The 12,501-nt window shown below is 69.6% G+C and carries 12 protein-coding genes; 5 read left to right on the plus strand and 7 right to left on the minus strand.

The window, feature by feature from the left end:
- Nucleotides 1-14 precede the first annotated feature (14 nt).
- Both RM50_RS13025 and RM50_RS13030 read right to left on the minus strand, forming a co-directional pair.
- Nucleotides 15-821 (minus strand): transglutaminase-like domain-containing protein, encoded by an 807-nt coding sequence (locus RM50_RS13025; RefSeq protein ID WP_043453300.1) that lies wholly within the window; start codon nt 819-821, stop codon nt 15-17.
- Between the two features lie 70 nt (nt 822-891).
- Nucleotides 892-1,725 carry a hypothetical protein gene (locus RM50_RS13030; protein ID WP_240471956.1) on the minus strand — a complete coding sequence of 278 codons (834 nt, stop codon included), beginning with the start codon at nt 1,723-1,725 and terminating at the stop codon, nt 892-894.
- Between the two features lie 166 nt (nt 1,726-1,891).
- Here RM50_RS13030 and RM50_RS13035 point away from each other — a divergent pair, with 166 nt between their 5' ends.
- Both RM50_RS13035 and RM50_RS13040 read left to right on the plus strand, forming a co-directional pair.
- Nucleotides 1,892-2,554 carry a DUF1684 domain-containing protein gene (locus RM50_RS13035; protein ID WP_043453304.1) on the plus strand — a complete coding sequence of 221 codons (663 nt, stop codon included), beginning with the start codon at nt 1,892-1,894 and terminating at the stop codon, nt 2,552-2,554.
- Nucleotides 2,555-2,640: 86 nt separating this feature from the next.
- Entirely contained in the window at nt 2,641-3,144 is a 504-nt protein-coding gene (locus RM50_RS13040) for a GtrA family protein (protein WP_043453306.1), read from the plus strand.
- 17 nt (nt 3,145-3,161) lie between these two features.
- On the opposite strand, the gene RM50_RS13045 is transcribed toward RM50_RS13040, so the two are convergent.
- The 5 genes from RM50_RS13045 to RM50_RS13065 are packed head-to-tail and all read right to left on the minus strand — an operon-like array spanning nt 3,162 to nt 9,047.
- On the minus strand, nt 3,162-4,328 hold the full coding sequence (locus tag RM50_RS13045; protein WP_043453308.1) for a cysteine desulfurase family protein: 1,167 nt from the start codon (nt 4,326-4,328) through the stop codon (nt 3,162-3,164).
- A gap of 7 nt (nt 4,329-4,335) precedes the next feature.
- A complete protein-coding gene (nadC, locus tag RM50_RS13050; RefSeq protein WP_052260216.1) occupies nt 4,336-5,253 on the minus strand; it encodes a carboxylating nicotinate-nucleotide diphosphorylase in 918 nt (305 codons plus the stop codon).
- On the minus strand, nt 5,246-7,036 hold the full coding sequence (locus RM50_RS13055; protein WP_043453309.1) for an L-aspartate oxidase: 1,791 nt from the start codon (nt 7,034-7,036) through the stop codon (nt 5,246-5,248). The genes nadC and RM50_RS13055 overlap by 8 nt, the downstream gene beginning before the upstream one ends.
- Nucleotides 7,036-8,340 (minus strand): quinolinate synthase NadA, encoded by a 1,305-nt coding sequence (gene nadA / locus RM50_RS13060; RefSeq protein ID WP_043453312.1) that lies wholly within the window; start codon nt 8,338-8,340, stop codon nt 7,036-7,038. Before nadA ends, RM50_RS13055 begins: the two co-directional genes overlap by 1 nt.
- Nucleotides 8,337-9,047, minus strand: a complete 711-nt coding sequence (locus RM50_RS13065) for an NrtR DNA-binding winged helix domain-containing protein (protein WP_205622266.1) — start codon at nt 9,045-9,047, stop codon at nt 8,337-8,339. Before RM50_RS13065 ends, nadA begins: the two co-directional genes overlap by 4 nt.
- Nucleotides 9,048-9,356: 309 nt before the next feature.
- Between RM50_RS13065 and RM50_RS13070 the strand changes: the two genes are divergently transcribed.
- From RM50_RS13070 to RM50_RS13080, 3 genes are all read left to right on the plus strand, one after another.
- Complete coding sequence (locus tag RM50_RS13070; protein WP_043453318.1) at nt 9,357-10,769, plus strand: amino acid permease; 1,413 nt, start codon at nt 9,357-9,359, stop codon at nt 10,767-10,769.
- 81 nt (nt 10,770-10,850) lie between these two features.
- Nucleotides 10,851-11,678: an alpha/beta fold hydrolase gene (locus RM50_RS13075; RefSeq protein WP_043453320.1), complete on the plus strand. Its 828-nt coding sequence runs from the start codon at nt 10,851-10,853 to the stop codon at nt 11,676-11,678.
- 76 nt (nt 11,679-11,754) lie between these two features.
- Nucleotides 11,755-12,402 (plus strand): phosphoribosyltransferase, encoded by a 648-nt coding sequence (locus tag RM50_RS13080; RefSeq protein WP_043453321.1) that lies wholly within the window; start codon nt 11,755-11,757, stop codon nt 12,400-12,402.
- The last annotated feature ends 99 nt before the right edge of the window (nt 12,403-12,501 follow it).

The raw sequence follows: 12,501 nt of genomic DNA on the forward strand, positions 1-12,501 counted from the left end.
CCAGCTGCACCAGGTCAGCCCAGCTGCACCAGCCGGGAGGGATCCTCTGCGGGCAGGTCCCCGTTGACCACGGCGGTGACCCGCAGCTGGTTCAACGCCAGGCTGCCGCCCACAGTGGAGAGGAAGGCCGTGTCCGAGGAGTCCCTGCCGGCGGTGATCCGCAGCATCGATTCCCGCGGGGCGAGGCCGGTGGGGTCGATCACGTGCCAGGCGCCCTCCACGTAGGCCTCGGCCACGGCGTGGAAGTCCATGGGGCTCAGTCCGGGCGCGTAGACGGCCGCCAGGCGGGCGGGGATGTCCTTGGAGCGGAGCAGTGCGATGGCCAGGTGGGCGAAGTCCCGGCAGACGCCGCGCCTGCTCAGGAGCGTCTCCACGGCACCGTCCGTGCCGCGGGACGAGCCGCTGATGTAGCGGAGCTCCCCGTTGACCCAATCCCGGACGGCGTGCACCAGGCCGGCCCCCTGGACCCCCTCGAATTCGGCGTAGGACGTGGGAAGCAGCCGGTCCGATTCGGCGTAGCGGCTGGGCCTTACGTAGCGGATCCGGTCGGCCAGGCTGGCGTCTTCCGGAATGCCGCGGCCGGACACGGTGGCTGAATAGTCCACGGTCACGTCCGTGGGCTCGGCGAACTCCATGTAGTGGAAGCGTCCGCCATGATGGTCGGAGATCTCCGTGAGCCGGACCTCTTCCCCGCCGGCCAGGACGGACAGGGATTCTGCGAAGGACGAATACCCGCTGTTCCTCGCGACGGTGATGGCCATGGCCACCTTGGTGTTGGCGCTGGTTTTGAAAGCCAGGCGTGCGGAAACAGAGCGTTCCATGTCTCTCCGGGGGTGTTGGGGGCGGACGGGAAGTCCGCGCCCCGGTACCTGGTGGGTGCGGGCGGCGGGACTAGTTTTTGACCTTCAGCGACATTAGCATCCGCTGCACGTTGGCAAAGTCGGAACTGTCGTTGACGTACTGGGCTGCCTGCGCGAGCGTATCGAAGGCCTGTGCGGGGGCCACCTTTTCATCGGGCGCGAATGCCTTGAGGGCCACCAGGTCGCCGAAGGAGTAGTCCCCCTTGCCGTCCGGACCACGGACCACGTTGCGCAGTTCGCACGCCCGGCCGTCCGTGCCGCCGACGAGGTTGGTGATGCCGTAGGACCCGAAGTAGCGGTACCCCTGGATGACCCGGTAGACCATCCGCGGCGGGATGGTTCCGGCACCGCCCTGGGCGGCCAGGTCGAACGGGACGCTGCTGATCACCGTATACGGATGCCGGGCGTCGTCCGGGCAGTCAGGGGACGACGGCGGCAGCCCGGTCCGGAGCGCGGCGACGAAGGTCCCGTCGGGCTTCTTCACCTCGACCTTCAGTCCGCCGGGAAGGACCCCTTCCTCCGGCGCCACCGATTGGGCGATCCAGTCCGACGGCAGGTCGAAACTGACCGTCTTTGCCGGGTCCGAGAAGGTCTTCCAGGAAGCGGCAGTGGCCGCCGCCAGGGGTTCCCCCGGCGTCGCGGAGGCGGAAGCCTGGGAACTGCCAACCCCGTCCGGAGCGGCCGATGCCGTCCCCGAGGCCCCTGATCCGGCAGCCGCTGTTCCGGACGCCGCCGGTCCCGACGTTGCCGGCTGGGCCGTCCACCCCGGGCCTGCCTGTTGCGGCCCGGAGCAGCCCGCCAGCAGCACTGCGGCAGCCACCAGTGACATGGTGGAAAGAACGGACGATCGCGGCGTGCCTGTCATGGGAGCCAGCCTAGCGGCGGCGCACCCGCGCCGGCGGCCGGCACGGCGGTGTTTCCTGCGCTGCCGCCACCGCCCTCCGCCAGTCCCCTGCCATCCTCCGCCCGCGCACCCGCCGCCGTGTCGCCGTCGAACGTTCGCTGCCCTGCCCTGCGACTAGGCTGGGGCTATGGCGGAAGATCAGCTCGGCGCAGCAGAAGACAAACCCGCGGACATCTCCGCCCTGGATATCGTCGACTGGCGGCTGCGCACGTTCGCCCTCTACGACAATGTCCGCCGGATCTCCGCCGACAGCCCGGCCGAGGCGCACTCGTACTGGCGACACCAGCGCGACCTCATGTTCGGCACGCATCCGGCCTCGGCGCTGACTGCCGCGGACAAGGCCCGGTTCTCCGGGCTGAAGACTGCCGACTACGATCCCATCTACCGGTTCCACGTGCCGCTGACCAAGGAAGGCGCCGGCCGGGAGATGAGCGTCGAGACCGGCACCGACGGCGTGGTGCACTTTGTCCGGCTGGGAACTTTCGACCTGCCGGAAATGGGCCAGCTGGCCGTGTGGAAGCTCCACGGCTACGGCGGGGGCATCTTCGTGCCGTTCCGCGACGCCACGGCCGGGCAGCCGGGTGGCACCTACGGCGCCGGCCGCTACCTCCTGGACACCATCAAGGGCGCCTTCCATGGCGTCAACGGCAGTGGCCCCGGCGCCCGGTACGTCCTGGACTTCAACTTCGCCTACAACCCCTCCTGTGCCTACAACGACGCGTGGGCGTGCCCGCTCCCGGGGCCGTCCAACCGGTTGGCGGTGGAGATTCCCGTGGGCGAGCTGTGCTGATTCATGGTGGTTGTTTCCAGACGCCCCCTGCGCCTTCCGTCACTGTCCCCTGCCCGCGGCACTAAGCGTGCCGCCGGTGCCGCCGCGTGAGGGAAGGGCCGGCAGCGCCCACGATCCAGGAGTCGCCGGTCCAGGAGTCCCCCGCCCGGCGCTTGCCCGCCACCAGGCATTACCGCGGGATCCTGCGTTTTCCGGTCATCCGGCAGTTGCTGCGCTTCTCCGGCGTCGGCGTCATCTGCACGGCGGTCTCGCTGGGGCTCTACGCGCTGCTGCGGCCGTGGCTTGGCGCCCAGCTGGCGAACGCGGTGGCACTGGTCCTGACCTCCCTGCTGAACACGGCCCTGAACCGGCGGCTGACATTCAAGATTGCGGGCCAGCAGCGCCGAACGCGTGACCACCTCAACGGCCTGGTGGTGATCGCGGTGGCCCTGGTGATCACCGGCAGCAGCCTGGGCGTGCTGCACTGGTTCAATCCGGACGCCACGGTGGGCGACGAACTCCTGGCCACAACGCTGTCCGGCTTCCTGGCCACCGCGGTGCGCTTCAGCATGCTGCGGCACTGGATCTTCCGCCGGGCCCGCCACCGCTGATCGGGGCGTCCACCCGCCTAGCGGCCGTGGCCCGCGCCCAGGTTCCTGACGCCGGCGACGGCGGCCCTGACGGCGGCGGCCGCATGGTCCAAATCCTCCTGGCTCACGGAGGAATCGAAACTGAAGCGGACCGCGGTCTGCGCCACCTCGGCGGGTATCCCGAGGGCGGTGAGCACCGGCGAGGGCGCATCGGAGCCGGCGGCGCAGGCGGAGCCGCTGGAACAGACCACGCCGCGCCGTTCGAGCTCCAGGAGCACGGACTCGCCGCTGGTGCCGGGGAAGCAGAACGATGCCACGGACGGCAGCCGTTCACTGGGATGGCCGGTCAGGACGGCGTCCGGAACGCCGGCCACGACCTCGTGGATGAAGCGGTCACGCAGTGCGGCAACCCGTTCGCGCTGCTCTTTTTGGCGGTCTCCGGCCAGCCTGAGGGCGGTGGCCAGGCCAACCGCACCAGCCACGTTCTCCGTTCCGGACCGCCGGCCCCGTTCCTGTCCGCCGCCGTGGATGACCGGCTCCAGCCTGGTGCGGCTCCGGACGAACAGCAGGCCACAGCCTTTGGGTGCCCCCAGCTTGTGCCCGGAGATGCTCATCGCGTCCACGCCGAGCGCCCGGGAATCGAGGGGCAGCCAGCCGGCGGCCTGGACGGCGTCGGTGTGGAATGGAATTCCGTGGGCGTGGGCCAGTTCAGCGAGCGCGGCGATGGGCTGGACGGTGCCCACCTCGTTGTTGGCATACATGATGCTCACCAGCGCGGTCTCCGGCCGGAGCACCCCCGCCAACGCCGCGGGCGTGACGCGGCCCGTGCCATCCACCGGGACAACGTCCACGGTGAAGCCGTGGAAGCGTTCGAGGTAGCGCGCGGATTCCTGCACCGCTGGGTGTTCGACCGCGCTGATCACCACGCGGTCCAGCCGCGGGTCGGCGGCCTGCCGGGCCAGGGCGATTCCCTTGACGGCCAGGTTGTCCGCTTCCGTTCCCCCTGCCGTAAACACCACTTCGCCCTGCCGGCAACCGAGCACGCCGGCCACGGCCGCCCGTGCCTCCGCCAGCGCGGCTGCGGCAGCTTCGCCGAGGGTGTGGTGGCTGGAGGGGTTTCCGAAAGACCCCGTGAGGTAGGGCCACATGGCGTCCAGCACTTCGCGGCGGACGGGGGTGGTGGCGGCGGCGTCGAGGAAGATCACGGCAGCGTCACCCGGCGGCCAGTTCCACGTCGAGGCCCAGGTCCAGGGCTGCGACCGAGTGCGTGAGGGCACCCACGGAGATGACATCCACGCCTGTGCCGGCGATGGCAGCGACGGTGCCGGGGTTGACGTTGCCGCTGGCCTCCACGGTGGCACGGCCGTTAATGAGGGCCACCCCGGCCTTCAGCTCCTCCACGGTGAAGTTGTCCAGCATGATGGTGTCCACGCCGGCGGCCAGGACGGGTTCGATCTGGTCCATCCGGTCCACTTCCACTTCGAAGTGCGTGGTGTGGCCCAGCTGTGCCTTGGCGGCCAGCAGGAGGGCGGTGAGCTTCGCCGGGTCCCCGCCGGTCATCACGGCGAGGTGGTTGTCCTTGGCCAGGACGGCATCGGACAGGCTGTACCGGTGGTTCGAACCGCCGCCGCACCGCACCGCGAACCGTTCCAGGATGCGCAGGCCCGGGGTTGTCTTGCGCGTGTCGGTGATCCGGGCGCGCGTACTCCCCGCCAGGCGCACGAACTCGGCGGTCCTGGTGGCGATCGCGGACATCCGCTGGACCAGGTTGAGTGCCACCCGTTCCGCGAGCAGCACCGAACGCGCACTGCCGCTGACCCGGGCGAGGTGCGTGCCGGCGTCGAACGATTCCCCGTCCGCCACGAGCAGCTCCACGCGGGTAGCGGGGTCGACCAGCTGCATCGCGTCCCGGAACACGGTGGCCCCGCTGAAGACGCCGGGGACCCGGGCGTTGAGGACGGCGGTGGCGGTGGCGCCGGCCGGAATGAGCAGCTGGGAGGTGATGTCCCCGGAGGGTGCGTCCTCGGCGAAGGCCCGTTCCAGGATCTCCCGTACGGGCGCGGACGGAAGGGTGAGGTCCAGGGCGGTGCGCAGGGCGGCCGCCTGGTCGATCACGGCGGGTTCAGTCATGGAGCAGGCTCGCTTTCGGACGGAGCGGGGACGGACGGTCGGATTCTTCGGGGATGTCGCTGCGGTAGTGGGCGCCCAGGGATCCGGTCCGGTCCAGGGCGGCAGAGACGAGCAGCTGCGCGGCCAGCAAAAGGTTCCGGTCCTCGTACGCCAGGGGATCAGCGGAGTTCGGGTCAGCATCAGGACGGACGACGGCGGCCCAGGCGGCAAGGGTGCCGGCGGCCGAAGCCAACAGTTCCCCGGAGCGCAGCACCCCGGCATGGGCAGTCATCAACCGCCGAAGGGCCGCCCGGGAAAAGGGCTCCCCGGCCTCGTCTCCCCCACCGAAGCTGGACGGCCAACTCACTGCCGGCGCACCTGAGCGCTCCGCTGGTTGCCTTTCATAAGCGGCACCCACACCGGGACGAACCTCGGCGCCTGAGGGTGCTCCGGAAGCGTGCGTCAAGGGGAGGCCGCGCGCGGCCGAGGCAGCACGCGGAGGAGGGCCGTCAGGCGCCACCCAAGCACCGCCGTCGTAGTCACCGGAGAGGAAAGATTCAACCGCGCGGCGGCCAAAGACGAGTCCCTCCAGGAGGGAGTTGCTGGCCAGCCGGTTTGCCCCTTGGACGCCGGTGCAGGCAACTTCGCCGGCGGCGTAGAGGCCGGGGACGCTGGTGCGGCCGGAGAGGTCGGTGGCGACTCCGCCCATCCAGTAGTGGGCGGCGGGGGCGACGGGGACCAGTTCGCGGGTCCAGTCGATGCCGGCTTCGAGGGTCCTGCGGGTGAGGGTGGGGAAGCGCTGCTGGAGGAAGCCGGCGCCCCTGGACTCCTCGATGGCGCGGGCGTCCAGGTAGACGTGCCCGGTGGGGTCTCCGAGTTTGGCGAGGTGGAGGGCGATGCTGCGGGAAACGACGTCGCGCGGGGCCAGTTCGGCGTCGGGGTGGTACGCCTGCATGAAGCGCCGGCCGCTGGAGTCGAGCAGGACGGCGCCTTCGCCGCGGACGGCTTCGGAAATCAGCAGCGGCCCGTCCAGCCTGTCCGGGTGGGCGGTGGCTGCGCTGGCCAGGCAGGTGGGGTGGAACTGGAAGAACTCCAGGTCTGCCGTGGCTGCCCCGGCGCGGACGGCGAGCGCCAGGCCGTCGGCGGTGGCAACGGCGGGGTTGGTGGTCTGGGCGAAGAGCTGCCCGGCTCCGCCGGTGGCGAGCAGGACGGCGTCCGCCTCAAGGCGGGCGGTTTCGCCGGCGTGCAGGTAGTCGACTCCCGCCACGCGGCCGTGCCGGATGACGAGTGCGTTGGCGTGGGCGCCGGTGAGGAGCGTGAGCTTGCCTTCGTCCCGCCGGGACAGCACGGCCTCGATGAGCGCGCCGGCGACGCGCGCACCCGTGGCGTCGCCTCCTGCGTGCAGGATGCGGGGGGCACTGTGGGCCGCTTCCAGCCCAAGCGCCGGGCCGCCGTCGTTCCCTTTGCTTTCACGTCCGGTGCCCTCATCCCCCGCATCGAAGGCCACCCCGTAGCGCTGGAGGCCCGTAATGTCCTGGCGCGCCTGCGTGCACATCAGCCGGACGGCATCCTCGTTGCAGTGGCCGGCACCGGCCCGGAGCGTGTCGGCGATGTGCGCGGCAACGGTGTCCCCCGGCGCTGGCTCATCCAACACCGCCGAAATGCCGCCCTGCGCGTACCAGGTGTTGCTGTTGTCCAGCGTGCCCTTGGTCAGCAGCACCACGTCCGCGCCGGCATCGGCAACCAGCAGCGCGGCGTAGAGCCCGGCGATGCCGCTTCCGACGACGGCGAGCCGGCGCGTCATCAGGGCCTCGCAGCGAGCATGCGCTCGAGCGCCGTCCTGGCGTTGGCCTGCACGTCGTCGTCCACGGTGATGCGGTTGACCACGCGGCCGGCCACCAGTTCCTCCAGCACCCAGGCCAGGTAGCCGGGGTGGATGCGGTACATGGTGGAGCAGGGGCAGATGACCGGGTCCAGGCAGAAGATGGTGTGCTGCGGGTACTCGGCGGCAAGCCGGTTCACCATGTTGATCTCGGTGCCGATGGCGAACGTGGTGGGCTCGGTGGCGGCGGCGATGGCCTTCTTGATGAAGTCCGTGGAACCGGCGGAGTCGGCTGCGTCCACCACCTCCATGGGGCATTCGGGGTGCACGATGATCTGGACACCGGGGAAGTCCGCGCGGGCCTTCTCAATCTGGGCCACGTTGAAGCGCTTGTGGACGGAGCAGAACCCGTGCCAGAGGATGACCCGGGAATCCAGCAGCGCCGGTTCGTCATTGCCGCCCAGGTCCTTGCGCGGGTTCCACATGGGCATCTGCTCCAGGGGGACGCCCAAGGCCTTCGCGGTGTTGCGGCCCAAGTGCTGGTCCGGGAAGAAGAGCACCCGCTGTGCGCGCTGGAACGCCCACTCGAGCACGGTCCTGGCGTTGGAGGATGTGCAGACGATGCCGCCGTGTTCACCGCAGAACGCTTTCAGGGCGGCGGAGGAGTTCATGTAGGTGACGGGGATGACCGGGACCCGGCCGTCGGCGTCGCGCTCCGTGCCGAAGACCTCTGCCAGTTGCTCCCAGCATTCCTCCACCGAGTCCTCGTCCGCCATGTCCGCCATGGAGCAGCCGGCGGCGAGGTTGGGCAGGATGACCGCCTGCTCCGGGGTGGAGAGGATGTCCGCGGTCTCGGCCATGAAGTGGACGCCGCAGAAGACGATGGCCTCGGCGTCCGGCCGGGTCAATGCGGCGTTGGCGAGCTGGAAGGAATCACCGACGAAGTCCGCGTACTGGATCACTTCGTCGCGCTGGTAGAAGTGCCCCAGGATGACGGCCCGCTCCCCCAGCGCTGCCTTGGCGGCCCTGATCCGCTCGTCAAGTTCGGCGTCGCTGGCCAGCTTGTACTCGTCCGGCAGCTGGCCCTGGCGCGGCGTGGAGGCCGGGGCGGGGTCCGCGCTGGAAGCGCCGGGGCCGTACGCGGGCACGCCGGCGAGTGCCTCGGCCAGATCATAGTCCCACGGGCCCTTGGCCAGCGCCGGGCTGCAGGTACTGCGTTCGGCCGCTGCGCCCTTTTCGGCCTGCTCGCGCGTGATCAGCTGGATTGCCGTGTTGACGCTGCTCATGGTGTGCTCCTGTTGTCTGGGTCAAGGCCTGGCCGGCCGGTAAAGCGGTAGAGGCGTGGCGGACGGTGCTTGCCGCCCTGGAGGTACTCCCCGGTTTCTTCGATTTCCGGGGTGGATTTGAGTTGCCGGCGGAAGTTCGCCGGATCCAACTGCCGGTCAAGGACTGCTTCGTAGACTTCGCGGACCTGGGCCAGCGTGAAGTACTCGCCCAGCAGGTGGTAGGCCACGGACCCGTAGGCAAGCTTGTTGCGCAGCCGCCAGAGGGCGTAGTCCACGATGGCGTTGTGGTCGAACGCCAGGTCGCCGAGCCGGTCCGCGCGGAACCACCTGACATTCTCTGACTCGTCCGCGAGCGCAGCCTCCGTTGGCTGGACCAGGGCCCAGTACACGATGGAAACCACCCGCTGGGTGGGTGAGCGGTGCAGGCCGCCAAAGGCGTACAGCTGCTCAAGGTAGCGGGGCGCCAGGCCTGTGGTTTCCCGGAGGTTCCTGGCGGCGGCGTCCTGGAGCGATTCATCGTGGCTGAGCGGGCCTCCGGGCAGAGCCCACATGCCCTTGAAAGGCTCACGGATCCGGCGGACCAGGGGAAGCCACAGGGTGGGGCGGCCGGAGGTTTCGCTGGGCCTGAGCGCAAAGATCACCGTGGAGATGGCCAGCGACGGCGGCGCGGCCTGCCGCTCGGAAACATTTGCCGAGCTGTAGTACAAGCGGTCCACCGCCTTTCGCCATCCCCGGCTGCCGGATGGGCCACCGTACGCTAGTTATGGTCAACTTGACCAAAACTAATTCTACGGGGCGCAGGACCGGAAAAGGAAATATTTCCGCCGGGGATTTTGGCAGCCGCCGGAGGGGACCTGCCATCCGCCTGCCTATGAGTCCGCCTTCGGGCCGGGGCCGGCTCCTTCCCCCGTTTTTGGCGCCGGACCGGAGACGGTAAATTCAAGAGGTCCCACAAGGACCTCCGGACCCTCCCGGACCGGAACCATCGAACCAAGCCCCAGAAGGTGCCCATCCCCATGACGATGAAGTCTGACCGGACCACATCCGCCCCGCCTCAGACCCCCGCCAACGCCACCGCCACCGCCACCAGGCACAGCATGAAGCCGCGCCAGCTCACCATGATGGGGCTCGGCAGTGCCATCGGCGCCGGGCTGTTCCTGGGATCGGGCGCCGGCATCCAGGCAGCCGGCCCGGCAGTCCTCATCTCCTACCTGGTGGCTGGAACACTGATCATCCTGGTGATGTGGGCGCTCGGTGAGATGGCGGCGGCGAATCCGAGCAGCGGGGCCTTCTCCGTCTACGCCCAGCGGGCGCTGGGACGGACGGCGGGTGCCACGATCGGGTGGCTGTGGTGGCTGCAGCTGGTGGTGGTGATCGCGGCGGAGGCTCTGGGTGCCGCCGGCTTGCTGTTCTCCGTCTGGCCGGTGGTTCCGGTGTGGGCGCTGGCGCTGCTCTTCATGGTGGTGTTCACCGGCGTCAACCTGGCCGGAGTCCGCAACTTTGGGGAGTTCGAGTTCTGGTTCGCCATCCTCAAGGTTGCTGTAATTGTCCTGTTCCTTGCCGTGGGGGCAGCGCTGCTCCTGGGCCTGCTGCCCGGAGTGGCCTCGCCGGGTATGCAGAACCTCACGGGCGACTTTGCACCCCAGGGCCTGGGGGGTGTTGCGGCTGCGTTGTTCGTGGTGATTTTCGCGTTCGGCGGGACCGAAATTGTCTCGGTGGCAGCTGCTGAAACGGAAGATCCGGAACGCAGCGTAGGCAAGGCCATCCGCACCGTGGTGTGGCGCATCCTGGTCTTCTACATCGGCTCGGTCTTCGTCATTGCCGCCGTCCTCCCCGCCACGTCCCAAGGCCTTTCCTCACCCTTTGCCGGGGTGCTGGACGCCGCACGGATCCCCGGTGCCTCCACCGCCATCACCCTGGTGGCCGTCGTCGCGCTCCTCTCGGCACTGAACGCCAATCTCTACGGAGCCTCCCGCATGGCCTATTCCCTTGCCCAGCGTGGCGAGGCGCCACGGTTCCTGACCCGGCTCAACCGATCAGACGTGCCCCTCCCCGCCGTGGCAGTGTCGGTGGCGTTCGGCTTCATCGCCACGGTCCTTGAACTGCTGTTCCCGGAACGGATCCTGCCGGCGCTGTTCCAGCTGGTGGGGTCCACCTGCCTGGTGGTATGGGGCAGCGCCCTGGTGTCCCAGCTGATCCTACGGCGGCGTGCCACCCGGGATGGAACCGCACTGCCCCTTCGGATGAGGGGATTCCCCGGCCTGACCATCCTGGGGCTGGTCCTGCTGGGCCTGATTTTCGCCGTCGGCCTGAGTGCGGACGCCAGCCGGGTCCAGCTTTTCAGCACGTTCGCACTGATCGCCGGGATCGCTGCAGCGTGCGCCGCCGGGGCCCGGCTGACCGGCAGGAAGCAAGCCGCCAACAGGTAGAGTGGATCGTACCTTTCCAGCAAGACGCACCGACGCGCCGGGCCAGCCCAGGCGCCGTACCTGATTGGGGAAACTGACACCATGAGCGGCAGGCACACCGGACAGCAGCAGGCGCACACCGTCGAAGGGACCGACCCGCAGCTGTATGTGGCGGTCCATGACCCTGCCACCGATGCAGGCCTCCGGCCGGTGCTGTTGCTGCACGGCTTTTCCTCGTCCTCCAAGCTCAACTGGGAGGACACCGGTTGGGTGTCGGCCCTGCTGGACGCCGGCCGCCGGGTCATCACCGTGGACCTTCCGGGGCACGGACGCAGCGGAGCTCCTGAAGACCGCGACTCCTACTCCCCCAGCCGGATCCGGGCGGACCTGCTCCAGGCGGCGTTCGACGCCGGTGCCCGCCCCCTGCAGGACGGCGACCCTTCCAGCGGCCTGGACGTGGTGGGCTACTCCCTGGGATCCCGGCTCGCCTGGGAGTTCGCGGCGACCCAGCCCGAGCTGGTGCACCGGGTGGTGCTCGGCGGGCCCAACGACTCAGATCCGCTGGCCGGGTTCGACCTCATCGCCGCCCAAGACTACCTGGCAGACGGCACGCCCATCAAGGACGAATCCACGGCCCAGCTCCTGAAAATGGCGCTGCTGCTGCCGGGGAACAACATCTTCGCCCTGCTGTCCCTGGTGGAAGCCATCAAGGCCGAGCCCTACGATCCCGCCGAGGCGGTCCCCCACGTTCCAATGCTGCTGGTGGCGGGTGACAAGGACGAACGGGCGGGTACCCTGCCCCGGCTTGCCGAGCTGGCCCGCGGCGCCGGTTCCATGGCCGAGCAGCTGCTCCTCCCGGGCCGTAACCACACCAACGCCATCACCAGCCGGGCATTCAAGCAGGCCGCTATTTCGTTCCTGGCGGTCTAAGCGGCCCGGCGCTGCCGGAGCATGGCAGCGTGCGCAGGAGTATGTTGAGGGCAGGCTGCAGTGCCGGGAGGGACAGATGGGTACGCGTTTCGAGGACCGCACGGAGGCCGGCGCACGGCTGGCGGCCGCCCTGGCCCGGTTCGAGGGACGTCAGGACACAGTTGTGCTTGGCCTTGCCCGCGGCGGCATCCCCGTGGCAGCCGCCGCGGCGCAGGCCCTGGGCCTGCCCCTTGGCACCGTCCTGGTGCGGAAACTGGGAATCCCCGGGCACGAGGAGACGGCGTACGGCGCCCTCGCCTGGGCACGCGGCCGGATGGTCCGGCTGCTTAACCGGCCCCTGCTGGAACGTGTCCGTGAGCACGGCGTTGGCCAGGAACAGCTGGACGGCGTGGAGGAGCGCGAACGCGCCGAACTCCTCCGCCGGGTACAGCTTTATCCGGGTGCCGACCTGGACGTCTCCGGCAAGACGGTCATCCTGGTCGACGACGGCCTGGCCACAGGCGCCACGATGCGTGCCGCCGTCGAAGCGATGAGGGAAGAGGGTGCCGCTGCCGTAGTGGCCGCCGCGCCCGTGGGATCGGTGGACGCCGAGGCGTCGCTGGAGCGGGTGTGCGATGCCGTGGTCTGCCTGCACCTGCCCGGCAAGTTCCGCGCGGTGGGCAGCTGGTACCGCCAGTTCGGCCAGTTGACCGACGACGACGCGGTGCGATTTCTGTCCGCCTGAACGGCCAGGCACAGCAGCAGGCCCGGACCAGGCGGTCCGGGCCTGCTGCTTCATGGGAGGGCCCACCTATCCAATGGGCGGTGGGTGGGCCTGCGCCGT

The sequence above is a fragment of the Pseudarthrobacter phenanthrenivorans genome (assembly GCF_000813845.1).
GTDB lineage: Bacteria > Actinomycetota > Actinomycetes > Actinomycetales > Micrococcaceae > Arthrobacter > Arthrobacter phenanthrenivorans_B.